This window comes from Pseudomonas sp. W5-01 (genome assembly GCF_046540435.1).
Classification (GTDB): Bacteria; Pseudomonadota; Gammaproteobacteria; order Pseudomonadales; family Pseudomonadaceae; genus Aquipseudomonas; species Aquipseudomonas graminis_B.
This window is the reverse complement of sequence record NZ_JAXCIP010000002.1, coordinates 374287-401096: the sequence shown is the minus strand read 5'-3', so window position 1 is coordinate 401096 and position 26810 is coordinate 374287. Positions and strand designations below refer to the sequence as shown.

Sequence of the window (26810 nt, the reverse complement as noted above, 5' to 3'; positions counted from 1 at the left end):
GGATAGCGTGTGAGCGACCGGCAGATTCCGAGGATCAATGCAGGACGCGCGGCCCGTCTTCATCCTTGGTCAACTCACCTTCGGCCAGCCGACCTGCCATCTGCACACCCACGCTGAGCATCGCCTTGGCGACCTCAACGTGTTGACCCTGCAAAAACGCCTTGGCGTCTTCGGAGAAATTCAGCGTGACGAGGGACCCTTCGTCTTCAGCGCGGCGCAGTTCGATGCGGCCGTCAGGCAGTTCAACAATTTCCAGAAACGAAGTTGGCATCAGAGCAGTTCTCCACGAAAGGCCGGCATTGTAACAGCCAGACGACTCAGCCCCTAGCCCATCGATCACTCCGTATCAGCACTCGCTCAGGCCTTCTCTGAACCGGATGGCCAGGCTTTTGATCTGCTGACGCCAGCTCTCCATCTCTTCCCGCGTCAATGGCTGCTCAGGCTCTTCTTCGGCGCCCACTGAAATGATCAAAGGCTGCGTGACATCGCCTTTCGGCTTTCGCGGCGCGCTGGGCGGCATAAACAGCGCACGGTACGAAGCCAGCAACTGCGCCAGCCACGTTTCGCGGTTGTGGGCGAGCTCGACCAATTCGCCCATTTCCGGAATGGCGATGGCTTCCAGTACCTTCGGTGACAGCAGGTCCTCTGCACGCGGCGTACTGGCCTGCGGCAGCCGGTAGTAGCCGGCGATTTCATGGCACAGCCCCAGCAACGCACCATACAAATGAAAGATCGCGGACTCACGCTCGGCCTGCTCAAGCCCTTGGGCGTTCATGGCGCGACTGTCTCTGGCCTTGGCCATCGCTTCCAGGGCGAGACCTGCAAAGAAAATCTTCTGATTGGTGCGGGTATAGAGTTCGTGAGCCATGACAGCGGCCTCTGTAGAGATGAGTGAATCGCAACGCGCCTGCGGCCGGTCAACCGCAGACAAAAAAATCCCTCGGAGCGCAAGAGCACGCCGAGGGATTCTTTTAACGCAAAGCGTCGGGGCTGACCAGTCGGATCGAGATCAAACGATCAACGCTTGTCCTCGACCTTCCACTTGCCGCCGTCGTAAAAAGCACGCCAGCCAGTAGGCTTGCCCTCCACTTCGGTCTGCACGTACTGCTCCTTGGATTTGCGGCTGTAGCGGATCACTGCCGGACGACCATCGGGGTCCTTCTTTGGCGCTTCGCACAAGAAGTGGTACTTAGGATCGATCTCGTCCTTGTGCGGCGCAATTTCCATGACCAGGGGTGCACGGGTCTCGCGGTTTTTCGGGAACTGGCTGGCCGCCAGGAACAACCCGGAAGCACCGTCGCGCAGGATGTAGGTGTCGTCGACCTTGTCGCATTTGAGCTCCGGCATCTTCACCGGGTCCATCTTCGGCGGTGCGGCTTCACCGCTTTTCAGCAGCTTGCGGGTGTTCTTGCAGTTGGTGCAGCCGAAGAACTTGCCGAAACGGCCGGTCTTGAGCTGCATTTCGCCGCCGCACTTGTCGCACTCGACGCTCGGGCCCTCGTAGCCCTTGATGCGGTACGTGCCCTCTTCGATCTCGTAACCCGAGCAATCCGGGTTGTTGCCGCAGATGTGCAGCTTGTGCTTCTCATCTAGCAGGTACGCATCCATCGCGGTGCTGCAGATCGGGCAGCGATGCTTGCCACGCAGTACGCGGGATTCGGACTCGCCCTCATCGTCGTCGGCGATTTCGTCGCCCGGCGTGAGGTTGACCGTGGCCTTGCAGCGCTCTTTCGGCGGCAGGCTGTAGCCCGAGCAGCCGAGGAACACGCCGGTGGACGCGGTACGAATCTGCATCGGGCGGCCGCAGACCTTGCACGGGATGTCAGTCATCACCGGCTGGTTGGCGCGCATGCCGCTGTCGGGTGCTTCGGCCACTTCGAGTTTCTTCTTGAAGTCACCGTAGAACTCGTCGAGGACGTTCTTCCAGTCGCGCTGCCCGTGGGCCACGTCGTCGAGGTTTTCTTCCATGCCGGCGGTAAAGCCGTAGTCCATCAGGTTCGAGAAGCTTTCGGACAAACGCTCGGTGACGATATCGCCCATCTTTTCGGAATAGAAACGACGGTTGTGCAGGGCCACGTAACCACGGTCCTGAATCGTCGAAATGATCGCCGCGTAGGTCGATGGACGACCGATGCCGCGTTTTTCCATTTCCTTGACCAGGCTCGCTTCCGAGTAACGCGCAGGCGGCTTGGTGAAATGCTGGCTCGGGTCGAGCTTGATCAGCTTCAGCTTGTCGCCCTGGGCCATGTCCGGCAGTACGTCATCATCGCCCGGCTTGCTCATTTGCGGCAGCACGCGGGTGTAGCCGTCGAACTTCAGGATGCGGCCCTTGGCGCGCAGCTCGAAATCGCCAGCCGCGACGCTGACAGTGGTCGACAGGTATTGCGCAGGCGGCATCTGGCAGGCCACGAACTGGCGCCAGATCAGCTCGTACAGACGCTCGGCGTCGCGTTCCATGCCGGTCAGCTTGCTCGGGTGCGTGTTGACGTCGGAGGGACGAATCGCTTCGTGAGCCTCTTGCGCGCCTTCCTTGCTGCTGTAGACAATCGGCGATTCCGGCAGGTACTTCTTGCCGAACTCGGTTTCGATGTAGGTGCGGGCCATGGCCACAGCGTCAGCCGACAGGTTGGTCGAGTCCGTACGCATGTAGGTGATGTAACCGGCTTCGTACAGACGCTGGGCCATCATCATGGTTTTCTTCACGCCGTAGCCCAGGCGGTTGCTCGCAGCCTGTTGCAGCGTGGACGTGATGAAGGGCGCCGACGGCTTGCTGCTGGTCGGTTTGTCCTCACGCTTGCTGATGCTGTAGGCCGAAGCCTTGAGCTTCTCCAGCGCCGCCATGGCGGTCGCTTCATTCAGCGGCTTGAAGGCTTCGCCTTTCTCGCGAGCGACTTCGAAGCGAACGTTGGCGCCCTTGGCGGTGCCGAGGTCTGCGTGGATCTCCCAGTACTCTTCCGGGTTGAACGCACGGATTTCACGCTCGCGCTCCACCACCAGCTTCACTGCCACGGACTGCACACGGCCGGCCGACAGACCGCGAGCGATCTTCTGCCACAGCAGCGGCGACACCATGTAACCGACGACGCGGTCGAGGAAACGGCGTGCCTGCTGCGCATTCACGCGGTCGATATCGAGCTCGCCCGGCTTCGAGAAGGCTTCCTGAATGGCTTTTTTGGTGATCTCGTTGAAGACCACACGCTTGTAGCGCGAATCGTCGCCGCCAATGGCTTCGCGCAGGTGCCAGGCAATGGCTTCCCCTTCGCGGTCCAAGTCCGTCGCGAGATAGATGGTGTCGGCGTCTTTGGCCAGGCGGCGCAATTCGTCGATCACCTTCTCCTTGCCGGGAAGGATTTCGTACTTGGCCTTCCAGCCGTGATCCGGATCGACACCCATGCGCGCCACGAGCTGGCGCTTGGCCTTTTCCTTGGGCGACAGGACGGGCGCTTCGGCCACGGCCTTGCCGCGCTTGGCAGCAGGCTCTTTGGAGGCGCTAGCCGAACCGCTGGTGGGCAGGTCTCGGATATGGCCGATACTCGACTTCACCACGTACTGGTTGCCCAGGTACTTGTTGATGGTCTTGGCCTTAGCCGGGGATTCCACAATGACCAGCGATTTGCCCATGGATCGGAAAATTCCTAATGCGAGTAAAAAAGACGTCAGAGCCGTCGAGGCCCCGCTATATATAGTGGCTGAAAGGTGAGGTCAAGCAATGGCTGCTGCGAGGTCCCGCCTCAGGGCCGGGGAAAAAGATCCGGTTCGGCCTGGACCAAAGCAAAGCGCGGCACTTGCTCGCCGTCAACCTCAACTGACTGCAGAAACATGCTCAAAGGGCGTACCCACAGGCCGTATTCGCCGTACAGCGCCTGATAGCACACCACTTCTTCTTCGGTCTCCGAATGCCGCGCGACACCGATAACACGGTATTCAGGGCCTTTGTAGTGACGGTAGAGACCTGGCTGTAGCGGCATGCGGGGAACCTCGGGTGTGACAAGAAAAAAAATGGCGAAAATACATTTCCGGAAAAAAACAAAAGCCGGGGCACCAGGCCCCGGCTCGCACACTGACACCGTTTAGACGCGTTCGAATACGGTGGTGATGCCCTGACCCAGACCGATGCACATGGTGGCAACACCCAGGGTGCCGCCATTCTGCTTCATCACGTTGAGCAAGGTGCCGGAAATCCGCGCCCCCGAGCAACCGAACGGGTGACCCAAGGCGATGGCGCCGCCGTGCAGGTTAACCTTCTCGTCCATCTTGTCGAGCACTTTCAGATCTTTCAGCACCGGCAGGGCCTGCGCAGCGAACGCTTCGTTAAGCTCGAAGTAGTCGATATCGGCGATGCTCAGCCCGGCGCGCTTGAGCGCTTTCTGCGTCGCCGGAACCGGTCCGTAGCCCATGATTGCAGGGTCGACACCGGCCACTGCCATCGAGCGGATCACCGCCAGGGGCTGGATGCCGAGGTCCATGGCGCGCTGGCCGGACATCACGATCATGCACGACGCACCGTCGGTGATTTGGGACGAGGTGCCGGCCGTGACCGTACCGCCTTTCGGGTTGAACGCAGGCTTGAGGGCCGCCAGGCTTTCCAGCGTCGTCTCCGGACGAATGGTCTCGTCGTAGTCGAATATCTTCAGGAAACCGTTCTCGTCGTAGCCCTGCATCGGGATGATTTCGTCCTTGAATTTCCCTTCCAGCGTGGCCTTCTGCGCGAGTCTGTGGGAACGCACACCGAACGCATCCTGCGCCTCACGGGTGATGCCGTGCATCTTGCCCAGCATTTCGGCGGTCAGGCCCATCATGCCGGAGGCTTTGGCGGCGTACAGCGACATGTGCGGGTTCGGGTCGACACCGTGCATCATGCCGACGTGGCCCATGTGCTCGACACCGCCGATGACGAAGACGTCACCGTTGTTGCTCATGATGGCCTGCGCCGCCGTGTGCAGCGCGCTCATGGACGAACCACACAGACGGCTGACCGTCTGTGCTGCGGAGGTGTGCGGAATCTGGGTCATCAGCGACGCCATGCGCGCGATGTTCCAGCCCTGCTCCAGGGTCTGGTTGACGCAGCCCCAGATCACGTCCTCGACTTCCGCCGGGTCAACCTTGTTGTTGCGTTCCAGCAATTTGCTGATCAGGTGCGCCGACATGTCTTCGGCGCGGGTATTGCGGTGCATGCCACCCTTGGAGCGGCCCATCGGTGTGCGACCGAAGTCGACAATCACGACGTCTCTCGGATTCAAGCTCATATCTTCACCTGTTCGTTGGGCACTTAGCCGAAGAAGCGCTGGCCGGTCTTGGCCATTTCACGCAGCTTCGCAGTGGGGTGGTACAGAGCGCCCAGATCAGCGTATTGGTCAGCCAGGGCGACGAATTCAGCAACACCGATCGAATCGATGTAGCGCAGCGCGCCACCGCGGAACGGAGGGAAGCCGATGCCGTAGATCAGGCCCATGTCGGCCTCGGCCGCCGTGTCGACGATGCCGTCTTCCAGGCAACGCACGGTTTCAAGGCAGAGCGGGATCATCATCCAGTTGATGATGTCTTCGTCGCTGACTTCACGCTGCTCGTAGATCACTGGCTTGAGCACTTCCAGCACGGAAGCGTCGACCACTTTCTTCGGCTTGCCCTGCTTGTCGGTCTCGTAGACGTAGAAGCCCTTGCCATTCTTCTGGCCCAGGCGATTGGCGTCGTACAAGGCGTCGACAGCGGTGCGGCGATCGTCCTTCATGCGGTCCGGGAAACCTTCAGCCATGACGTCGCGACCGTGGTGGCCGGTGTCGATGCCGACCACGTCCATCAGGTACGCCGGGCCCATTGGCCAGCCGAATTTTTCCATGACCTTGTCGATGCGCACGAAGTCGACACCGGCGCTGACCAGCTTGGCGAAACCGCCGAAGTACGGGAACAGGATGCGATTGACCAAAAAGCCCGGGCAGTCGTTGACCACGATCGGGTTCTTGCCCATTTTCTTGGCGTAGGCCACGGTGGTCGCCACGGCGACTTCGCTGGACTTCTCGCCACGGATGACTTCGACCAGCGGCATCATGTGCACCGGGTTGAAGAAGTGCATGCCGACGAAGTTTTCCGGACGCTTGAGGGCCTTGGCCAGCAAGCTGATGGAGATCGTCGAGGTGTTGGAAGCGAGAATGGTGTCTTCACCCACCTGCCCTTCCACTTCGGCCAGCACGGCTTGCTTGACCTTCGGATTCTCGACCACGGCTTCGACGACGAGGTCGACGGTGCCGAAATCGCCGTAGGACAGCGTAGGACGAATCGCGTTGAGCGCTTCGGCCATCTTCGCGGAGGTCAGACGGCCTTTTTCGACGCGCTTGCCCAGCAGCTTCGATGCTTCGCCCAGGCCCAGTGCGATGGCTTCTTCACGGATGTCCTTCATCAGGATCGGCGTGCCTTTGACCGCCGACTGATAGGCGATGCCGCCGCCCATGATGCCGGCGCCCAGTACGGCGGCCTGCTTCACGTCCTTGGCCACTTCGTCGTAGACCTTGGCTTTCTTTTTCAGCTCCTGATCGTTCAGGAACAGGCCGATCAGGCTCGCGGCGGCCGAGGTCTTGGCCATCTTCACGAAACCGGCCGCTTCCACTTCCAGCGCTTTGTCGCGACCGAAATTGGCGGCTTTCTGGATGGTCTTGATCGCTTCGACCGGAGCCGGGTAGTTCGGGCCGGCCTGGCCTGCCACGAAACCCTTGGCTGTTTCAAAGGCCATCATTTGCTCAATGGCGTTGAGCTTGAGCTTGTCCAGCTTCGGCTGACGCTTGGCCTTGAAGTCGAACTCGCCGGAGATGGCGCGTTTGATCAGGTCCAGAGCAGCTTCCTGCAGTTTGCCCGGGGCGACCACTGCATCGACGGCGCCCACTTTCAGTGCGTCTTCGGCGCTGTTGTCTTTGCCGGACGCGATCCACTCGACGGCGTTATCGACACCGATCAGACGTGGCAAACGGACTGTACCGCCGAAGCCCGGGTAGATGCCGAGTTTGACTTCTGGCAAGCCGACCTTGGCGGTGGCGGACATGACGCGGAAGTCAGCGGCCAGGCACATCTCCAGACCGCCGCCCAGCGCGATGCCGTTGATGGCCGCGAGGGTCGGTACGTTGAGGTCTTCGAAGGCGCTGAAAATCTTGTTGGCTTCGAGGTTGCCGGCGACGAGTTCAGCGTCCGGCAGCTTGAAGTTATCGACGAATTCGGTGATGTCGGCGCCGACGATGAACACGTCCTTGCCGCTGGTGACGATGACGCCCTTGATCGAGCTGTCGGCCTTGATGGCTTCGATGGCCTGACTGAGGTCGTTGAGGGTGAGACGATTGAACTTGTTGACGGACTCACCCTTGAGGTCGAACTGCAGTTCGACGATGCCACTTTCAAGAGCCTTAACCGTGATGGCTTTACCTTCGTAAATCATCAACTGATCTCCACGATATGGAAGCTGAACAATACGCATCAGACGCTGAGATCCGGCGCTATGCACGACGTTGCCGTCGAGGCGAAACACCAAACGCCAGTCACCCCGTCGACGCGATTCGAGCGTCTGTCAGAGCATTCCTACGGCAAACGCTCAATTCATACGCCCGTTTGATTTGGGTGCGGCTACCTTCTGCCATATTCCAGCAATTGTCAATTCAGCAGACAGCGGGCAAAACAGGCAAATCGCAGGTAAAAAGCGCGCCTGATACGGGCCCATTCAAGGTAATGATTGCCTTGGTGGCGAAAGCCGCTGATCAAGCGCTGGCGCGTGGAGAAGCTTGGCACGGAGGGAATAAAAAGCAGCAGGGCAGCAGACAAATGCACCATTAAGGTCTACATTCAGCGCACTGCGCATCAAGACGGGTCATTTAAGCGTCGCCACCAAGCGATAGGTGACCCCGGTCGCGGCATTGCACCGCACCGCACAGGAATTACGGCCTGCCTGGCCAACCCCGGCCCGATGTTGTTATCGGGCTTTTTAATGCCCGCGATTCGGGCATCGGGGCGGATTACGCCAGGGCCTTCAGCACCGCTGCAATGTGCTGCAACACTTCGGGTTCGCCACGCTCGGCCCAGTACAGGGCAATCAGCTGCTTGCCCGCTTCCACCTTGTAGACGTCTGCCGGCAGCGTCATGAACTGCTCAAGCAGCCGCGGATCTTCACACGGCTCGCGCCACTGGTTAAGCCACACGCCCGGTTCCATCTGCCAGTACACCCAGACATCGGGCGCACGTGCGGTACGAGGCCGGTGATACTGCGGGCACGGGCTCGGCGGCTCGGTCGGCAACCAGTGCGGCCACTCCTGGGGGATCAACTGCATGGCCAGCCCCATTCGACGCGCCTGCATGCGCATGGCCATTCTGCCGCTCTGGGAGCGCGACGGGCGCAGCCAGACCATCGGACTTAAAACCACCGCGATGATTGACAGAACGATCCACACCGTCATATTTGTACGCCCCCCGCGGCGGCAAGCGGCGGGCGGACCACATCGGCGTGCCAGAGGCGCGTGAAAAGAGCCATAATCAAAACCATCGCAAACCTCAGAAGGAAAACCCCATGTCCTATGTACATATTCTGGTAGCCGTGGACCTCACTGAAGAGTGCGATCCGGTGATCAAAAAAGCCATGGCGCTGGCATTGGCCGGCGGCTCCAAGCTTTCGCTGGTGCACATCGTCGAACCCATGGCCATGGCCTTCGGTGGCGATGTCCCCATGGACCTGTCGCAGCTGCAACAACAGCAGTTCGATCAGGCCAAGGAAAAGCTGGAAGCGCTGAAACGCAAATACCCTGACGTCAAAACCGGCGACAGCCATCTCACCTATGGCCAGCCGCGTCAGGAAATCCACAACCTGGCGAAGGAGCACCAGGTCGACCTGATCGTTGTCGGCAGCCATGGCCGACACGGTCTGTCGCTGCTGCTCGGTTCAACCGCCAATGACGTGCTGCACGGCGCACCGTGCGACGTACTGGCTGTGCGACTGGTCAAGCGCGTCGACTGATTCAGGCCCGCAAACAAAAGCCCGGCCCTTGAAAAAGGACCGGGCTTTTTTATGGCCGCAGGTGACCGATCACTCGTCCAGCTCGGCCCAACGCTCAAGCAGCCCGTCCAGTTCGCCTTGCAGGCTTTCCAGCTGCGCCATCACGGCAGTGGTTTGCTCTGCAGGACGCTGATAGAAACCGGCCTCGGCCATCTCGGCAGTGAGCGCAGCCATTTGCGCTTCAACAGCGTCGATCTGTGCGGGCAGCGCTTCCAGCTCGCGTTGCAGCTTATAGCTGAGCTTCTTTTTCGCGACCGGCATTTCGGCCGCCGCGACGGGTGCTGCCTGAACCACGGCAGTGGCCAGCTCGGACTTGCCGGACTTGCTGTCGGTGACGCCCAGCAGACGCGGTGAGCCGCCCTGACGAATCCAGTCCTGATAACCACCAACGAACTCGCGGACCTTGCCCTCGCCTTCGAACACCAGGGTGCTGGTGACGACGTTATCGAGGAATGCCCGGTCGTGGCTGACCATCAGCACCGTGCCCTTGAAGGTCAGCAGCACTTCTTCAAGGAGCTCGAGGGTCTCGACGTCCAGGTCGTTGGTCGGTTCGTCGAGCACCAGCAAGTTGGCCGGTTTGCTGAACAGTTTGGCAAGCAGCAGACGCGCCCGCTCACCGCCCGACAATGCCTTGACTGGCGTCCGCGCCCGCTGCGGGCTGAACAGGAAATCGCCCAGGTAGCTGAGGACGTGACGGCTCTGGCCGTCGATGTCGATGAAGTCGCGCCCTTCGGCGACGTTATCGATCACGGTCTTTTCCAGATCGAGCTGGTGACGCAACTGGTCGAAGTAGGCGACGTCCAGACGGGTGCCGACTTCCACCTTGCCACTGGTGGGCTGGAGGTTGTCGAGCATCAGCTTGAGCAGCGTGGTCTTGCCGGTGCCGTTGGCGCCGAGCAGACCGATACGGTCTTCGCGCTGCAGGACCATGGAGAAGTCCTTGATCAGCATCGGGCCGCCCGGGTGAGCGAAGCTGACGTTGTCGAGCACCATCACCTGCTTGCCGGATTTGTCTGCGGTGTCGAGCTGAATGTTGGCCTTGCCGGTGCGTTCGCGGCGGTCGCTGCGCTCGACGCGCAATGCCTTCAGGGCGCGTACGCGGCCTTCGTTACGGGTACGACGGGCCTTGATGCCCTGACGAATCCACACTTCTTCCTGGGCCAGACGCTTGTCGAACAGCGCGTTGGCGGTTTCTTCCGCCGCGAGCATGGCTTCCTTGTGCACCAGGAAGCTGGCGTAGTCGCCATCCCAGTCGATCAGGCCGCCACGGTCGAGCTCCAGAATGCGGGTCGCGAGGTTCTGCAGGAAGGACCGGTCGTGGGTGATGAACAACACCGCGCCCTGGAATTCCTTCAAGGCTTCTTCGAGCCAGGCAATCGCGCCGATGTCGAGGTGGTTGGTCGGTTCGTCGAGCATCAGCAGATCAGGCTCGGACACCAGCGCCTGGGCCAGCAACACGCGACGACGCCAGCCACCGGACAGTTCGGCGAGGGTCTTGTCGGCCGGCAGTTGCAGACGGCTGAGGGTGCTGTCCACCAACTGCTGCAGGCGCCAGCCGTCACGGGCTTCGAGGTCCGACTGCACGTGCATCAGCTTGTCGAGGTCTTCGGCAGTGACGATGTTCTGGCTCAGGTGGTGGTACTGAGCGAGCAGCTCGCCCACGCCGTCCAGGCCTTCGGCCACCACGTCAAACACGGTACGGCCGTCAGCGACCGGCAACTCCTGGGGGAGCTCGCCGATCTTCAGGCCGGGGGCGCGCCAGACATTGCCGTCGTCGGGCATCTGAATGCCTTTGACGAGCTTCAACATGCTGGACTTGCCCGTGCCGTTACGGCCAATGATGCAGACCCGCTCACCACGGGCGATCTGCCAGGACACCTTGTCCAACAACGGCATGGCGCCGAACGCAAGGGACACATCGCTGAATTTGAGCAGGGTCATGAGCTTCTCCAAAAACCGGGCGCGCATTCTACCTGAGATAACCCGGCAGAGGGGCGGCTAATCGATGACAGGACGTCGTCCGCACCCGGTGGCCGGCCGATTGTAGGCCGGGTTTGTTTCCATCCATCACGACGGGCGAGGCAGCGCTTCAACCCGCGCGGGCAACAGGCTAAGCTAGCCGCACTTTTCACGATGCATCTGAACGGAAGTCTCATGCGCAGTCGTTTCTTCAGCCTTTTGTCCTGCTTGCTTCTGTCGGCCACCGCTGCCCAGTCCGTCCACGCGGTCGATCTCACCACCCAGCGTCAGTATTACGATGAAGCCAAACGCGCTTTGGCCAAGGGCGACGGCGGCCCTTATCGCACCTATGCCGCCGCGCTGGCGGATTACCCCCTCGAGCCGTATCTGGCCTACGACGAACTCACCGCACGCCTGAACAGCGCGAGTGACGAGGAAGTCGAAAAATTCTTCGCCGAGCATGGCGACCTGCCTCAAGCCAACTATATGAAGCTGCGTTGGCTGCGACTGCTGGCCTCGCGCGGTGACTGGCAGCCCTTCGTCAAGTATTACGACCCCAAGCTGAATTTCGTCGAACTCGACTGCCTGTACGGCTCCTATCAGCTCAGCCATAACCAGCGCTCAGAAGGCTATGCCAACGCCGAGAAGACCTGGATGACGGGCAAGACGCTGCCGGCAGCCTGCGACACGTTCTTCACCCAGTGGGCGGTCGAAGGGCAGCTGACCGAGCAGAAACGCTGGCAGCGTGCCAAGCTCGCCGCCCAGGGGCGCAACTACGCGCTGGCCAATCAACTGGTCAACAGCATGACCACCCTCGCGCCCCAAGGCCGTTTGCTGATCGCCGTGGCGCAGAAGCCGGAAATGGTCAACAACCAGGGCCAGTTCATGCCGGCCGACGAGGCCATGTCCGATGTGGTCGGGCTGGGCCTGCGTCGCCTCGCCAAGCAGGACCCGCAGCGGGCCATGGAACTGCTCGACAGTTACGCGCCGGTGCTGCATTTCTCCCATGAAGAACAGGTGCAGATCGCCAAGGAAATCGGCCTGACCCTCGCCCGCAGTTACGACGGCCGTGCCCTTGAGGTCATGACCAAGTACGACCCGGACCTGCGCGACAACACCGTCACCGAATGGCGCCTGCGCCTGTTGCTGCGGCTGGGCCGCTGGAGTGACGCGTACGAGCTGACCCGTCGCCTGCCCCAGGACCTGGCGACCACCAACCGCTGGCGTTACTGGCAGGCCCGCTCCCTGGAACTGGCCCAGCCCAACAGCCCACTGCTGCCGGGGCTGTACAAGGCGGTCGCGAAGGAGCGTGATTTCTACGGTTTCCTCGCCGCCGACCGCACCCAGACGCCGTACATGCTTAATAACAAGCCGTTGGCGATGAGTCAGGCGCTGATGACCAAGGTGCGCAACACCCCGGGTGTGCGCCGCGCGCTGGAGTTCTACGATCGCGGGCAGATCGTCGACGGTCGCCGCGAGTGGTACCACGTCACCCGTCGCTTCAGCCGGGACGAAATGGTTGCCCAGGCCAAACTGGCGTACGACATGCACTGGTACTTCCCGGCGATTCGCACCATCAGCCAGGCGCAGTACTGGGACGACCTCGACATTCGTTTCCCGATGGCCCACCGCGACACCCTGGTGCGTGAAGCGCAGGTTCGCGGGCTGCATTCAAGCTGGGTATTTGCGATCACTCGACAGGAAAGCGCGTTCATGGACGACGCCCGCTCCGGCGTCGGTGCCGCAGGCTTGATGCAACTGATGCCTGCGACGGCCAAAGAGACCGCACGCAAATTCAGTATTCCGCTGGCCTCGCCGGCGCAGGTGCTCGATCCGGACAAGAACATCCAGCTCGGCGCCGCGTACCTGAGCCAGGTCCATGCGCAGTTCAATGGCAACCGGGTGCTGGCTTCGGCGGCGTATAACGCAGGCCCGGGACGTGTCCGTCAGTGGCTGAGGGGCGCCAACCACCTGGCCTTCGACGTCTGGGTCGAGAGCATTCCGTTCGACGAGACCCGTCAGTACGTGCAGAACGTGCTGTCTTACGCGGTGATCTACGGCCAGAAGCTCAACTCGCCGCAGCCGCTGGTGGACTGGCATGAACGGTTCTTTGATGATTTGTAAGGCTGCGCGGTCGTAGGACCGGCTTTAGCCGGGAAGACATCGGGCTGCACGGCGGAGATTCGCGGCGTGACTGCCGGCCTCTTCCCGGCTAAAGCCGGTCCTACAGTGCGAATCGAGTGCATTTTGTAGGACCGGCTTTAGCCGGGAAAGCTTAAGAGCAAGCGCTCAACTACTCCAGCACCTCAACCTCCATCCCCACCTCGACCTGCCCCGGTCCATTACTCACCAGGTTCTGCCCAAACCAGATCTGACCCTCCCGCTCCCGATACGTCTTCAGCGTCGTCATCGGTTCGCGGTCGGCGCTACGTTCACCGGTTGCCGGATCTATCGTCGTCAGAATGCAGCGCGAGCAGGGCTTTAACACCCGCAATTCAACGCCGCCAATTCGAATCCGCTTCCAGCCATCCTCCGCAAACGCCTCGGAGCCAGTGACAACCAGATTCGGGCGAAACCGCAGCATCTCCAGCGGGCGGCCGACCTTCTGCGATAAATCATCCAGCGAGGACTGGCCGATCAACAGCAGCGGGAAACCGTCAGCAAACCCGACCTTGTCTTCGATCGCCCCGTAACCGGAAGGCAACCCGCGAGCGCGGGCCTTCGGCACATGCACCAGCCGTGTCGGCTTGCCCACCAGGGCACTGACCCAACGCGCCGCGTCTTCGCCCGCGTCCGGCACACGAAAACTGTCGCGCCAGATCGTGATGCCGCGCAGATTGGCCTCTTCATCGGCTGGCACCGGCACATTCAGACTGCCCAGACCGGGGGCCGACAACGTCACGCCATCGCCCTGCCACAGCACCGACAGCTGCGACATCTGCGGCAGCACACGCTGGCTGTAAAAGCGCCCGGTGGCCTCATCCACCAGCATCCAGCGGCGATCACCACTCATGCCCAACTCATCGAAACTGGCCTGCTGCAACGGCTCGGCCATGCAGGATTTGAGGGGGTACCGATACAGTGCGCTGAGGTGAAACATGTACGCGTCCTTATGCCAGAGCGGAAAGCCACCACTCTATACGAGACGCCGGAAAACCAAGCGGTACAGATGCAAAAAAGCCCCTCCATACAGCAAGGGGCTTGAAACAGAACCGGATCAGTTGTCGAGCATGAGCCGCTCGCGGACCACATCGACCAGCTTGTCCGGCTGGAATTTGGAGAGGAAATTATCGCAGCCGACCTTCTTGACCATGGACTCGTTGAAGCTGCCGGACAGCGAGGTATGCAGCACCACATAGAGGCCGCGCAGGCGGGGGTCGTTGCGGATTTCCGTGGTCAGGCGGTAGCCGTCCATTTCCGGCATCTCGGCGTCGGTAAACACCATAAGCAGCTTGTCGGTCATCACTTCGCCGGTGTCCGCCCAGCCCTTGAGCATGTTCAGGGCTTTCAACCCGTCACGGGCGACGTGCATTTTCACGCCGAGCTGACCCAAAGTGTCACGCAACTGCGAGAGCGCCACGTTGGAGTCGTCCACCAGCAGCACTTCGCGGCCAATGGCGCGGGTGAGGACCGGATCTTCCAGCTTGTCGCGGGAGACCTTTGCGCTGTACGGCACTATCTCGGCGAGAACTTTCTCCACGTCGATGATCTCCACCAACTGGTCATCGACCTTGCTGATGGCGGTCAGGTAGTGCTGACGCCCGGCGCTGGTCGGTGGTGGCAGGATCGCCTCCCAGTTCATGTTGACGATGCGGTCGACGCCGCCCACCAGAAAGGCCTGAACCGAGCGGTTGTATTCGGTCACGATGATCGTGCTCGAAGGGCCCGGCACCAACGGGCGCATGCCGATGGCCTGGGACAGGTCGATGACCGGCAGGGTCTGGCCGCGCAGGTTGACCACGCCGCACACGAACGGATGACGCTGGGGCATCAGCGTCAGCTTGGGCAGTTGCAGGACTTCCTGAACCTTGAATACGTTGATCGCGAACAACTGCCGGCCAGCCAGGCGGAACATGAGGATTTCCAGGCGGTTCTCACCTACCAGCTGTGTACGTTGGTCTACTGTGTCGAGAATGCCAGCCATCTGTTGCTCCTGGAGCAGGGTTCAAGTAAGTCCGCCTACCCTTTATCGGCAGCCCCATGACAGACCTTAATCGGAATAGAATGCGCACGGCGCAATTGATGTCACATTAACATCACCAAAAGCCCGTCGACAGACCCGAGCGCTGGCAGACCGGCGAACGGCGTGGCTTTCAGACGCGCGGCCCGATGACGACCTGCTGCAGAGCGACACCGCGAGTAGGGGTAACCCTTAAGGGCAATCGGGGCGAACCCGATATTCGGCCTTCCCAATAGCCATTACTGTGACGCCCTTCTCGTAAATGAATGGAGTCAGGCATGCGGTTGCGCTCGCGGAAGTATCCCCCTCAGTGGCCGGCCGCCTTGCAACGGACCGTTCTCGCGAGCCCTGTGGGCAGATGATCGTCCGACGCGCTCATGCCGATTGCCCCGCCCTGCCCGACCATTCGCAACAATCAGAAACGCCCTACAGACTTTCCAGTGCCTTCAACATTAACTTTGGGCCACTCGCCCCACGCGACCTGACGTCGCCATTTGAGAAGAGTGGAGATTGCACATGCTGAACGGCAATGAATGGCAGCAGTTGCATGCAGAGTTTCTCAGCGACACCCAGACACTCATGTGCCGCGCCGATGAATGCCTCAGCCATCTGGAATTGATCAGCGATGATCGTGACGCGATGGAATGCCTGCTCACCACACTGCAACAGATTGCCGGCGAGGCAGACACCCATGGCGTTGAAACCGTCTGTGATTTCGCCCGCCAGTTGCGTTACCTCCTTTACTTCGCCCACGCTGCCGGGCAATTGCAGCCAAAGGCATTGCACACCCTCAAATGTTGTTTCGAGCTGATGGCCTGGCAGCTTGAGCTCATCGACCCCCACACTGGATCGCTGGCGCTTGACGACTGCGAGCAGCGCGATTTGCTGGACGCATTCGCCTGCCAGTGCGGGGCCGGCACGCGGGCGCAAAACGTCGCCGTCAACCCGGGCTGGACGGTCAGTGGCGGGAAGTACGACGGGCTCGCACCCGAGCGTGCCGATCACCGTGAAGCGCCATGAATTGCTGCTGATAGCGCCCATCGCACGCCCGTCCCGCACTTGAAAAGCTGGCTGAACGGACCCTCGGCGTTGTGATGGGTGTCAATCAGTGCTCAACCTCAGCCCTCAATAAAACCGACAATTAAGGTACTATCGGCGCGCTCGAAGGGACGCTTGAAGCAGCGCTTTTTCGGTCCATTCGAACAGTCGTCTGGACGCGCTATACCCCTACACAGGAAGTTCAGCATTGGGTTGTTCGCAGTGCTCGTTCAAATGGCCTGACAGATCCGTCAGGTGTAGACATCCATTATCGATGGCTTCATTCGCTATGCATGGCAGCAGGAAATTACGTGGCGTTCATCGGATGAACCCCGGCAGCATGATTCGCTGGGCAGCCTTGCTCGGCCTGGCGACCACGGGCTGCAATGTGGTCGCGTATCTGGCGAGCGGCGCGCTGCCGCTGGGGTTGGCGCTTATCAACGGGCTGGCGTTTGCCGGCCTCTGCTACAGCCTGACCCGCCCGAACCGGACCATTCAGTTTCAGCCCAGGGAACTGGCCGAGCACATGCTGCAGGTTCAGGAAACCGAGCGGCATCGTCTGAGCCGCGAGCTGCACGATGACATCGGCCAGATGCTCACGGCGGCAAAAATGCAGAGTGACTGGCTTCAGCGCCGCGCGCCGCAGGCATTGCACGCGCAGTGCACAACGCTCATCAACACCCTCGATGAAACCCTGGCGAAGGTTCGCGACGTGTCCGCCATCCTCAACCCCCGCCAGTTGACCAGCCTGGGACTGGAAGCCAGCCTGCGCGCGCATTTGCTGCGCACGCTGTCGGCCACGTCCGTGCAGTGGAGCCTGGAATGCCAGCAGCGCCTGGACGGTATTCCCGAAGAAATCGCCGTGGCGGCCTTCCGGATTACCCAGGAGGCCGTCACCAACATGCTGCGCCACGCCCAGGCAAAAAACCTGCGCGTGCAACTGCAGCGTCGTCCGGAAGGGTTGTCGCTGAGCATTCGCGATGATGGCCTCGGGTTCGCCCCGGCGCTGAGCCCCGCTGGACAGGGACAGCGCGGTATGGCCGGCATGGCGGAGCGCGCGAGCCTGTTGGGCGGTGAATTGAGCGTCGCAAGCGAGCCCGGACAAGGCACCTCCATTCAGGCATTGTTTCCGTGGGCGCCGCGTGTTCGCGGACGCGCCAATGGCAGCAAGCCGTGAGGGTCTGCAACGTGCTGCTGGTGGATGATCACGCGCTGATCCGCGCCGGTGTTCGCGCGCTGGTGTCAGACATTCCGGGTTACGCAGTCATTGGTGAGGCCAGCGACGGCCATCAGTTGCTGGAAATGAGCCTGCAGCTGAAACCCGACATCATTTTGCTCGACATCTCCATGGGCGACAGCGACGGTCTGGAGGCCCTGCAACGCCTGCGCCGGACGCTTCCGCACAGCAGGGTGCTGATTCTGTCGATGCACACCGAGCCGTGCCTGATCATGGGCGCGCTGGCCAGCGGCGCCCACGGCTATCTTCTCAAGGATGCGACCGCCAGCGAGATCGAGCACGCGCTGAACGCCCTGCGCGATGGCGAACGCTACCTGAGCCCGGCCATCGCTCACACGGTCATCAGCCAGGCGCTGGTCAGCAGCCAAATCGCGCCTGCCGAACCCGCCGAGAACCACAACCTCACCGCGCGGCAGCTGGAAATCCTGCGGCTGGTCGTGCGGGGTACCTCCACCCGCGAGATCGCTGCCGGCCTCGGCCTGAGCGTCAAAACGGTGGAAACCCATCGCGCGCAAATCATGAAGCGGCTGCACATCTATGACGTGCCCGGGCTGGTGCTGTTCTGTGTGAGGGAGCGAATCATCAGCCTGGATGACTGACGGCGCCGGATGAGCACGCGTGCGCGGCTCATCCGACATTTCAAGGCTCAGGCGAGCTGTCGCGTCTGCCCCAGCAGCGGCGAATGCGACGGCAGGTGAACGCGCAACGCACCCGCTCGCGCCTCGAAACGGTTTGCTTCGCCGCTCAGGGGTTCGCCGTCGAGGTTGATATTCAGCCCCTGCGCCGACTTGAGCTCCACCCACGGCAGCCGCGCCCGAACGAACATGTTGTCGAGGCCCAGACCGCCTTCGAGCAGGCTCTTCAGGGTGCTCACCACCTCCTGGGGCGCTGGCAGAATGCTGATGTCCAGCAGCCCGTCATCGGCCAGGGCTTCCGGGCACAACGGATGGCCACCGCCCGCCTGACGACCGTTGCCGATCCCCAGCGCCAGCATCTCGCCCTTCCAGTGAAAGTCCGGGCCGTTGAATTCGCCGTAGGCGGCCTTCAACTCACTGAAACGTGTGAGGCCGGTGAACAGATAGGCCGCACCGCCGAGGATTTTTTTGAGGTCTTCGGAGGTGTTGGCGGTGACCTGGCTGCCAAACCCGCCGGTGGCCATGTTGAGGAACATTTGCCCGCCCACGGCCCCCATGTCGACCGGGCGCGCCGGCACGTCCAGCAGGTCGAGGGCCTGATCGGGTTCCAGCGGCACGCCCGCCGAACGGGCGAAGTCGTTGGCGGTGCCCAGCGGCATGATCACCAGGCTGGCGTCGACTTCAGACAGCGCCAGCGCCTCCGCCACGTCCCGCAGCGTGCCATCGCCGCCACCGGCGATGATGTGCCGATGACCGGCCTCCAGCCCCTCACGTACCAGGCGCTGGGCATCCCCCGCTTCCCAGGTCACGCGCACGTCCAGTTCCCAGCCATGTTTGCGCTTGCGCTCCACCGCCTCGCGGACATCCTCGTTGAGCGCCTGCTTGCCGTGAAGAATCAGTAATGCCCTGCGCGCTGTCATATCCCTTCCTTCTACCTGTACGAATTGATGCGTGATGTGTTGACCGCGCCCGCTGCAAAAAAAGCCCGTGGGGGAAAAATCTTTTGAGCCAGCGTCCCGGATGAGAGACGTTTTAAATACCTCCGGACAGCCGTGAAATGGCAGGTCGAGAGCCCAGTGATGGCAAAAAGCCTTGCGCGGCAGGGACTTAGACAAGGCTGCTCCTTCTCTGCCCTGCGCCCCGATGCTGCCACTGCCAGAGCGCATTCGGCCAGCGCCCCGCAGATAAGGGACGAGAGGCGTTAATTCTGCGTTACAGACCCTTGAAATGCATCGGAGGAAAGCGCTTAATCGACAAATAATTGGCTAATTTGACCGGTCCTGAATTAAAAGTCAGTAAATTGACTTTTTACCGATTGGCCTGGCATGCCGCCGAGTCATTGATTCACGGATCGAAAAGGCGAGAAACGACATGCAACTGATTCCCTGCATTATTGCTGGCGGCGCCGGCACCCGGCTGTGGCCTGTTTCACGGGAGGCGATGCCCAAACCCTTCATACGCCTGCCGGACGGCGAAAGCCTGCTGCAGAAGACGTTCAACCGCGCCAGCCAGCTGGACGGCGTTGGAAGCGTTCTCACCGTCACCAATCGGGATGTGTATTTCCGCACTGTCGATGACTATCGGCTGCTGAACAAGCACCAATTGGCGCTCGAGTTTCTGCTCGAGCCGTTCGGCCGCAACACTGCCCCTGCCATCGCTGCGGCGGCGCTGCACGTTCAGGCGCGCTACGGCGACGACGCGCAGCTGCTGATCCTGCCGGCTGACCAACTCATCAGTGACGTCGCCGCCTTCGAGACGGCCGTGCAAAGCGCACGCAAACTGGCCGACGAAGGCTGGCTGGTGACGTTCGGGCTGATTCCCTCCCGCGCAGACACCGGTTTTGGTTACATCGAGAAAGGCCAGGCCCTCGGTGGCGAGGCCTACCAGGTCGCGCGCTTCGTCGAGAAACCCGACGCCGTCACCGCCCAGGACTATCTCGCAGGCGGTCTGCATTTGTGGAACGCCGGGATGTTCTGCATGCGCGTCGATGTGCTGCTGAACGAAATGGACACTCACGCGCCGGAGGTGCTGGCCGCCGTGCGCCATTGCCTGTCGCAGTGCAACACCAAGGAAGGCCGCAACGAGTTGCAGATCGAACTGGACAGCACGACCTTCGCCCAGGCACCGGACATTTCCATCGATTACGCGTTGATGGAGCGTTCGCAGAAGGTCGCGGTGGTGCCCTGCGAGATGGGCTGGAGCGATATCGGTTCGTGGCGCGCCATTCGCGAGCTGGCCCCGGCGGATGAAAACGGCAACCAGTGCAACGGCCAGGTGGTGCTGCACGACGTGACCAACTGCTACATCGACTCGAAAAAGCGCCTGGTGGGTGCGGTGGGTCTGGACAATCTGATCATCATCGACACGCCGGATGCTTTGTTGATCGCCGACGCCGATCGCAGTCAGGAGGTCAAGATCATCGCTCAGGAGCTCAAGCGTCAGGGCCATCCGGCGTATCTGTTGCACAACACCGTTACCCGGCCGTGGGGGACTTATACGGTGCTTGAGGAGGGCAAGCGCTTCAAGATCAAGCGCATCGTGGTGAAACCGCAGGCGTCTTTGTCGCTTCAGATGCATCACCACCGCAGCGAGCACTGGATTGTGGTCAGTGGCATGGCGCGTGTTACGAATGGCGAGAAGGAGTTCATGCTCGACACCAATGAGTCGACGTTCATTCAGCCCGGCCACACCCATCGTTTGGTCAATCCGGGGGTGATTGACCTGGTGATGATCGAGGTGCAGAGCGGGGAGTATCTGGGGGAAGACGATATCGTGCGGTTTACCGATGTGTATGGGCGGGTGCCTGAGGCTGCGAAAGCTTAGGCGTAGCCTCATTAGATCAAGATCAAGATCAAAGGCGTCTGCCTGGGGGCAGACTGTTTCGCCTTCGGCGAGTTACTTGGAAAAGCACCCCAAGTAACCAAGGGTGCTTGCTCCTGGTTGGGCCCTTCGTTCCTCAGGGTTCCTTCACTCCGGTCCCGCTCCGTGGGCCCTGCGTTCAGCCTGCACCAAAGTCGCGTTTCGCGGTGTCTGGGCTAGCGCGTATAAAATCAAAAGCGAAGGCAAGAGCAGAAGCTTCCCGGCTAAAGCCGGTCCTACGACGCGTGCAGTCAATAGGCCTCACTTGATCGTGCCCACGCTCCGCGTGGGAATGCAGCCGTGACGCTCCGCGTCAACTCCCCCGGCCTGAATGCGCGTTGTCTGCGGGACGCGGAGCGTCCGGAGGGGCGTTACCACGCGGAGCGTGGGAACGATCAGAGCAACCGCCCCTTTCCCGGCTAAAGCCGGTCCCACCACAGACCGCGCGCTCCCGTAGGACCGGCTTCAGCCGGGAAGCTTTTGATCTGCTTAAACGCGCCTTTGATCTTGATCTTCATACAAAAAAGGCTCAAACACCGCTAATCGCGATTTGGGTGCAGGCTGAACGCAGGTCTCGCGCAGTGGGCCGAGCCGCAGGGATGCGGCGAGAGCGCCGTCAGGACATGGATGTCCGTTCGGCGCGGGCCCACGGAGCGAGACCGGAGTGAAGGAACCCCGACGCAGGAGGGGCCCAACCAGGAGCACAAGCCCTTGGTTACTTGGGGCTTTATCAAGTAACTCGCCAAAGGCGAAACTGTCTGCCCCCAGGCAGACGCTTTTGATCTTCATACGCCCTTGACGTACTCAATAAACCTCATCACCGCCGGCGCCTTCTCGTGGCGTCGGTGGATCAGCGACAACGACGAGCTCGGCTGACAATCCTCAATCCGCCGATACACCACATTCGGCAAACGAATATGATCAACCACCGACTCCGGCACCACCGCCACCCCCTGCCCCAGACTCACCAACGCAATCACCGACACCAGCCCTCCCGGCTGCGGACCCAGCGTCGGCGCAAAACCGCCGTGGGCCGCCACCTCCAGCGTGCCGGAAATCTGCTCGGGGAGAATGAACGTCTCGTTCTGCAGATTCACCGCAGTGATGACCTTCAGCTTGCCCAGCCACGAACTGTCCGGCAGCGCCAGGGCGAAACCCTCCGTCAGCAACTCCACGGCGCTCAAGGCATCCGGCAGCTGCATGGGAGAACGGATAAAACCCACGTCCAGCCGCCCCTCCTCGATCAGCCGCGGCAGCGTCGGCATCAGGTGCTCGTTGATGCTGAATTCAACCGCCCCATAGCGCTGCCGAAACTGACTGACGTGTTGCTGCAACACCCCGGAAAACACCGCTGAGGCGACGTAGCCCAACTCGATCCTGCCGGCCTCGCCACGGCCGGCGCGCTGGACGTTGTACTGCGCGGTTTCAAACTGACGCACCGCCAGCTCCGCCTCGATCTGCAGCGCGCGCCCGGCCTCCGTCAGCCTCACCTCCCGCTGTTCCCGCAGAAACAGTCGGGTGCCCAAGGCATTTTCCAGGTCCTGAATCTGACGCGTCAGCGTCGGCGGCGCGATGCCCAACTGCTCGGCCGCGCGGGTGAAATGCCGATGGCGGGCGACCGCCAGAAAGTAGCGAAAATGGCGGATTTCCATGGAGCGTTACCTGGCAGGTAATGAAAACGCGAGGCGCGGGTAACAGAGCATAGGGCATATCCGCTTACTCTGTTGCGGCGAAGCACCACCCCGCCCCACTTCTTCACCACCCGCGTTAGTCCGCACCTAACAGCCCCCCCGGAGCCCCGCACATGTCTCGACCCAGTCCCCGCATGACCCTGCTCACGGCCTCCGGCGTGTGCGCGTTGATCGTCCTCGACACCAATATTGTCGTCGTGACCCTGCCGAGCATCGCGCGGGACCTGAATGCCGGGTTCGCCGACATCGAGTGGGTCGTCAGCGCCTACATGCTGGCCTTCGCCGCGCTGCTGCTGCCGGCGGGCAGTCTGGCGGATCGCTTTGGCCGCAAGCGCATGCTGGTCACCGGGCTGGTGCTGTTCATTCTGGCCTCGCTGGGCTGCGGCGCGGCGGCGGACATTCTGTTCCTCGACATCGCCCGGGCGATCAAGGGCGTTGGCGCGGCCTTGCTGCTGACCTCGGCGCTGGCGACCATCGGCCACGTTTTCCACGATGAAGCCGAGCGCGCCAAAGCCTGGGCGTTCTGGGGCGCCTGCATGGGCGTGGCCATGACCGCAGCGCCCACGGTGGGCGGGCTGATCGCCGACCTGATTGGCTGGCGCTGGATTTTCTACCTGAACCTGCCGGTGGGGTTGGGCTTGCTGCTGATGGTGTTGCGTAACATCGAGGAGACGCGCAACGAGCAGTCGGCGCGTCTCGACCCGTGGGGCAGCCTGTTTTTCAGCGCCAGCCTGCTGAGCCTGATCTGGGGCCTGATCGAAGCCAACCGAATCGGCTGGGACCACCCGCTCACGTCTATGCGTCTGGCAGCGGGGGCCGTGCTCCTCGTGCTGTTCGTCATCGCCGAGCGCCTGCAACGGCGGCCGATGGTCGATTTGCAGCTGTTCAACTACCCGCGCTTCATCGGCGCCCTGCTCGGGATGTTCGCCTACGCCGGCTGCGCCCAGGTGATGATGACGTTGCTGCCGTTTTACCTGCAAAACGGTCTGGGCTTCAGCGCCATCGGCTCGGGGCTGGGGATGCTGCCCTTCGCGATCACCATGTTGCTGCTGCCGCGCTTCGGGCCGACGCTTTCACGCCACCTGTCGCCGGCCGCCATGATGGCGCTGGGCCTGACCCTCGTCGGCATCGGCAACCTGCTGTGCGCCTGGGCCACAGGGATTGGCGGCTACCCGGCGTTCGCGGCGGCGATGGCGGTGACCGGTGCGGGCGCGGGCTTGCTCAATGGCGACACGCAGAAAAACATCATGGCCTGCGTGCCACGGGAACGCACCGGCATGGCGTCGGGGATGAGCACGACCATGCGTTTCAGCGCGATCATGCTGGCGATCGGCGTCTACGGCGCGCTGCTCGCCAGTCATACGCTCGGTTCGCTGAAAGACTCACTGACGACTGTCACGCCCCGTCTTCTCGATCAGGCCGAGCACATCGCGTCACGGGTGGTGGCCGGCGACATGCACGCCGCGCTGCAAACCATGGATGCCGGCGCGCGGGGCATGATTGAGCCGCTGGCCCGGGATGCCTTCGTCTCGGGCTTCGGCTCGGTGCTGTGGGTGGCAGGTCTGATCGCGCTGTTCGCGGCGGTGCTGGTGGGCACGTTGATGCGCAAACCGATTCCGCTGATGCACCTGAAGACCGCCTGATCGACGGAAACGATCAGGCCAGCGTCAACGGGCAGCGAGGGCCCACACCCGGGCGATATCCCGCACGCGGTCGTGGAGCAACGTCGCCGCGTTGGCGCAGGCGAATTCCAGCGTCATCGGCCCGCTTGTCACGGCGAATGCGGCGCTGATGCCGTGGGCATACAGGTCGGTGTAGCCCTCGCCCAGTGTCCCGGCCAGCACAATGACCGGCACGTTGTTGCGCTGCGCTATCCGGGCGACGCCGAACGGCGTTTTGCCGCGCAAGGTCTGGGCGTCGAAACGGCCTTCGCCAGTGATCACCAGGTCTGCACCCTCCAGCGCCTCGGCCAGCCCGGTCAGGTCGGCCACCACCTCCACACCGGGGCGGAACGACGCGTTCAAATAGGCCTTGGCCGCGAAGCCCATGCCGCCTGCTGCGCCGCTTCCCGGATATTCGCTCTCGTCGCGGCCCAGCGCCTGAGCCGAGTGCTCGGCGAAATGCCCCAGCGCTGCGTCTAGCGCCAGCACCTGTTCGGGCGACGCGCCCTTCTGCGGGCCGAATATGTGCGAGGCGCCTTGCATGCCGCAGAGGGGATTGTTGACGTCGGCGGCGACTTCGAACTGCACGCTGTTCAAGCGCGGGTCGAGCCCGGTCAGGTCGATTCGCGCCAGTTGCGCCAGGGCCAGACCACCGGCCGGTAGGGCCTGGTCGTCGTGATCAAGAAAGCGCGCGCCCAGCGCCGAGAGCATGCCAGTGCCGGCATCATTGGTCGCGCTGCCGCCGATGGCCAGAATCACCCGCTCGGCGCCGGCATCCAGAGCGGCCTTGATCAGCTCGCCGGTGCCGAATGTGCTGGTGGTGGTTGCGTCGCGCTGGTCCAGGCTCAGCAGTTGCAAACCGCTGGCCATGGCCATTTCGATGATCGCCGTGCGCGTTTCGGCCAGCCACCCCCACTGTGCCTGCACCGATTGAGTCAGCGGTCCGCTGACCTGATTGCTCATCCATTCACCGTCGCACGCCGCCAAGACCGCTTCGATGGTGCCCTCCCCGCCATCGGCCATCGGGCACTCGACCAGTTCTGCGTCTGGCCAGACATCCCTCAGCCCGCGGGCAATGGCTTGGGCGACACTCTGGGCGCTGAGGCTGTCTTTGAAAGAGTCCGGGGCGATGACGATTTTCATATTGTTCTCCTTGTCTGATGGCCGATCTTCGCACCGTGGGGCGACTTTACCGCCTTACGCTTGCACAACAGGTGGCTCTCTCGGTTGTTCATACGAACAAAGCCGCGAAAGCCTCTTACCTGACGGCCATCTGCGCGCCTGCCAGCTTAGGGGACTGATTTATTTACAGCGCTTCACCGTAAATCAATCTGTCCCCGCCCCCCAAAAGCCCTCACCTGGCCACCATCTGCGCGCCGAGGTACAGGCGCAAGAGATCTTCGGTCCGGTAGGGATCACAACCGGTCAGTTCGGTGATTTTCTCGAGCCGGTAACGCAGGCTGTTGCGATGGATGCCCAGCGCGTCGGCGCAGGCCTGGCTTTCGCCGCTGTAATCGAACCAGGCGCGCAGGGTGTCGAGCAACTGCGGGTTGTCGAGCAGGCGCTGAATCGGCTCGGCGATGCCTTCGGCCAACCAGTCGTGGCGGTTGCGCCAAAACAGCAGCGCGACGCGATGGCTGGCCAGACGCAGGAGTTTGACGGCCGGCCGCAGGTGGCGTGCGTATTCGAGCAGGTCGCGGGTGGCGGTGCACGCGGCGCGCAGGGAGGGGAGGTCTGACGATGGCTCGACGGTCGCCATGCGCTGCACTGGCCAGCCTTGTTCGTTGAAAAGCGCCAGTAACACGTTGTCATCACGGTCTTTGCCCAGCGCACGGCACCAGTAAATTAACCCCGGCTCGCACGGCAGGCACCAGCTGTTGGCGTAGCGCCCCGACAGCCACGCACTCATGGCAGCGGCATAGGTGGCGTCTTCAGGCAGTTCGAGCAACGCGGCCTGGCGCGGCAACTGCGGCTGCAGACCCAACTGTTCAGCTTCGGCGACCAAGTGGGCAGCGCTGTCGCCGAGCAATAACTGCGACAGCAAGTCTTCACTGCGCTGATGCCGCCACTGCTGATCAGCCTGCTGGCGTCGATGCTCCATGAGCATCTCGGCGGTCATCTTCACCAGCTCCGCGTAGACCCGCACCTCATCCGGCTCGCCGGTGATACCGAGCACGCCGATCAGTTTCTGATCCAGCATCAATGGCAGATTCACCCCCGGGCGCACGCCGTCGAGCTGCCGCGCCGTGTGCGAATCGATCTCCACCACGCGGCTGTTGGCGAGGACCAGTTGCGCCCCCTCATGCCGGGTGTACAACCGCTCCACCTCGCCGCTGCCAATGATGATGCCCAGGTAATCCATGACATTGACGTTGCACGGCAAAATCGCCATCGCCCGGTCGACGATGTCCTGGGCGAGGGCGTGGTCAAGGGCGAACATGAGGGGTGGCTGCACAGCAAAGGGAATGAGGGTTCATACACATCAGGTCTTGTTTTTGTGGGTGGTGGGAGTCTGCCTGAATTTTTCCAAG

Annotated in this window: 22 protein-coding genes; 8 read left to right on the top strand and 14 right to left on the bottom strand. The window is 62.0% G+C overall.

Annotation, left to right across the window (positions count from 1 at the left end; genetic code table 11):
• Window positions 1-34: 34 nt before the first annotated feature.
• The 6 genes from SLW75_RS07140 to fadB form a co-directional block, all read right to left on the bottom strand.
• The gene (locus tag SLW75_RS07140) at window positions 35-271 is read right to left on the bottom strand and encodes a hypothetical protein (protein WP_065988573.1); all 237 of its coding nucleotides are present in this window, start codon (window positions 269-271) and stop codon (window positions 35-37) included.
• A gap of 75 nt (window positions 272-346) precedes the next feature.
• The gene (locus SLW75_RS07135; RefSeq protein WP_065988574.1) at window positions 347-868 is read right to left on the bottom strand and encodes a DUF6586 family protein; all 522 of its coding nucleotides are present in this window, start codon (window positions 866-868) and stop codon (window positions 347-349) included.
• Between the two features lie 149 nt (window positions 869-1017).
• A complete protein-coding gene (gene topA, locus SLW75_RS07130) occupies window positions 1018-3621 on the bottom strand; it encodes a type I DNA topoisomerase (RefSeq protein ID WP_065988575.1) in 2604 nt (867 codons plus the stop codon).
• A gap of 110 nt (window positions 3622-3731) precedes the next feature.
• Window positions 3732-3968, bottom strand: a complete 237-nt coding sequence (locus SLW75_RS07125) for a DUF1653 domain-containing protein (protein WP_065988576.1) — start codon at window positions 3966-3968, stop codon at window positions 3732-3734.
• Window positions 3969-4070: 102 nt separating this feature from the next.
• Window positions 4071-5246, bottom strand: coding sequence for an acetyl-CoA C-acyltransferase FadA (gene fadA, locus SLW75_RS07120; RefSeq protein WP_065988577.1), 1176 nt, complete (start codon window positions 5244-5246; stop codon window positions 4071-4073).
• 23 nt (window positions 5247-5269) lie between these two features.
• Entirely contained in the window at window positions 5270-7417 is a 2148-nt protein-coding gene (gene fadB / locus SLW75_RS07115; RefSeq protein ID WP_192130181.1) for a fatty acid oxidation complex subunit alpha FadB, read from the bottom strand.
• Between the two features lie 17 nt (window positions 7418-7434).
• Here fadB and SLW75_RS07110 point away from each other — a divergent pair, with 17 nt between their 5' ends.
• A complete protein-coding gene (locus tag SLW75_RS07110) occupies window positions 7435-7809 on the top strand; it encodes a hypothetical protein (protein WP_410934024.1) in 375 nt (124 codons plus the stop codon).
• A 179-nt stretch (window positions 7810-7988) separates the two neighbouring features.
• Here the strand turns inward: SLW75_RS07110 and SLW75_RS07105 are convergent, their stop codons facing one another.
• Window positions 7989-8426, bottom strand: a complete 438-nt coding sequence (locus SLW75_RS07105; RefSeq protein ID WP_410934023.1) for a hypothetical protein — start codon at window positions 8424-8426, stop codon at window positions 7989-7991.
• Window positions 8427-8536: 110 nt separating this feature from the next.
• On the opposite strand from SLW75_RS07105, the gene SLW75_RS07100 reads away from it, so the two are divergent.
• Entirely contained in the window at window positions 8537-8980 is a 444-nt protein-coding gene (locus tag SLW75_RS07100; RefSeq protein ID WP_192130178.1) for a universal stress protein, read from the top strand.
• A 69-nt stretch (window positions 8981-9049) separates the two neighbouring features.
• Here the strand turns inward: SLW75_RS07100 and SLW75_RS07095 are convergent, their stop codons facing one another.
• Complete coding sequence (locus SLW75_RS07095) at window positions 9050-10960, bottom strand: ATP-binding cassette domain-containing protein (RefSeq protein WP_282371897.1); 1911 nt, start codon at window positions 10958-10960, stop codon at window positions 9050-9052.
• Between the two features lie 213 nt (window positions 10961-11173).
• Here SLW75_RS07095 and SLW75_RS07090 point away from each other — a divergent pair, with 213 nt between their 5' ends.
• Window positions 11174-13102 (top strand): transglycosylase SLT domain-containing protein, encoded by a 1929-nt coding sequence (locus SLW75_RS07090; RefSeq protein ID WP_410934022.1) that lies wholly within the window; start codon window positions 11174-11176, stop codon window positions 13100-13102.
• Window positions 13103-13271: 169 nt separating this feature from the next.
• Here SLW75_RS07090 and SLW75_RS07085 read toward each other — a convergent pair whose 3' ends face one another.
• Both SLW75_RS07085 and SLW75_RS07080 read right to left on the bottom strand, forming a co-directional pair.
• Window positions 13272-14078, bottom strand: coding sequence for an MOSC domain-containing protein (locus SLW75_RS07085; RefSeq protein WP_410934021.1), 807 nt, complete (start codon window positions 14076-14078; stop codon window positions 13272-13274).
• A gap of 117 nt (window positions 14079-14195) precedes the next feature.
• Window positions 14196-15122 (bottom strand): chemotaxis protein CheV, encoded by a 927-nt coding sequence (locus tag SLW75_RS07080; RefSeq protein WP_065988584.1) that lies wholly within the window; start codon window positions 15120-15122, stop codon window positions 14196-14198.
• 552 nt (window positions 15123-15674) lie between these two features.
• Between SLW75_RS07080 and SLW75_RS07075 the strand changes: the two genes are divergently transcribed.
• The 3 genes from SLW75_RS07075 (at window position 15675) to SLW75_RS07065 (ending at window position 18032) form a co-directional block, all read left to right on the top strand.
• Entirely contained in the window at window positions 15675-16178 is a 504-nt protein-coding gene (locus SLW75_RS07075; protein ID WP_410934020.1) for a hypothetical protein, read from the top strand.
• A 358-nt stretch (window positions 16179-16536) separates the two neighbouring features.
• On the top strand, window positions 16537-17373 hold the full coding sequence (locus tag SLW75_RS07070; protein ID WP_244160343.1) for a sensor histidine kinase: 837 nt from the start codon (window positions 16537-16539) through the stop codon (window positions 17371-17373).
• Entirely contained in the window at window positions 17370-18032 is a 663-nt protein-coding gene (locus tag SLW75_RS07065; RefSeq protein WP_192130172.1) for a response regulator transcription factor, read from the top strand. Before SLW75_RS07070 ends, SLW75_RS07065 begins: the two co-directional genes overlap by 4 nt.
• A gap of 47 nt (window positions 18033-18079) precedes the next feature.
• Here the strand turns inward: SLW75_RS07065 and yegS are convergent, their stop codons facing one another.
• Window positions 18080-18988: a lipid kinase YegS gene (yegS, locus tag SLW75_RS07060; RefSeq protein WP_065988588.1), complete on the bottom strand. Its 909-nt coding sequence runs from the start codon at window positions 18986-18988 to the stop codon at window positions 18080-18082.
• Window positions 18989-19439: 451 nt separating this feature from the next.
• Between yegS and SLW75_RS07055 the strand changes: the two genes are divergently transcribed.
• Window positions 19440-20891, top strand: a complete 1452-nt coding sequence (locus tag SLW75_RS07055) for a mannose-1-phosphate guanylyltransferase/mannose-6-phosphate isomerase (RefSeq protein ID WP_410934019.1) — start codon at window positions 19440-19442, stop codon at window positions 20889-20891.
• A gap of 821 nt (window positions 20892-21712) precedes the next feature.
• Here SLW75_RS07055 and SLW75_RS07050 read toward each other — a convergent pair.
• Entirely contained in the window at window positions 21713-22579 is an 867-nt protein-coding gene (locus tag SLW75_RS07050) for a LysR family transcriptional regulator (RefSeq protein ID WP_410934018.1), read from the bottom strand.
• A 152-nt stretch (window positions 22580-22731) separates the two neighbouring features.
• Between SLW75_RS07050 and SLW75_RS07045 the strand changes: the two genes are divergently transcribed.
• Window positions 22732-24261: an MFS transporter gene (locus SLW75_RS07045; protein WP_410934017.1), complete on the top strand. Its 1530-nt coding sequence runs from the start codon at window positions 22732-22734 to the stop codon at window positions 24259-24261.
• Between the two features lie 24 nt (window positions 24262-24285).
• Here SLW75_RS07045 and SLW75_RS07040 read toward each other — a convergent pair whose 3' ends face one another.
• Together SLW75_RS07040 and SLW75_RS07035 are read right to left on the bottom strand one after the other, a co-directional pair.
• Window positions 24286-25422, bottom strand: a complete 1137-nt coding sequence (locus tag SLW75_RS07040; RefSeq protein WP_410934016.1) for a glycerate kinase — start codon at window positions 25420-25422, stop codon at window positions 24286-24288.
• 211 nt (window positions 25423-25633) lie between these two features.
• Complete coding sequence (locus SLW75_RS07035; protein WP_410934015.1) at window positions 25634-26719, bottom strand: CdaR family transcriptional regulator; 1086 nt, start codon at window positions 26717-26719, stop codon at window positions 25634-25636.
• Window positions 26720-26810 lie beyond the last annotated feature (91 nt).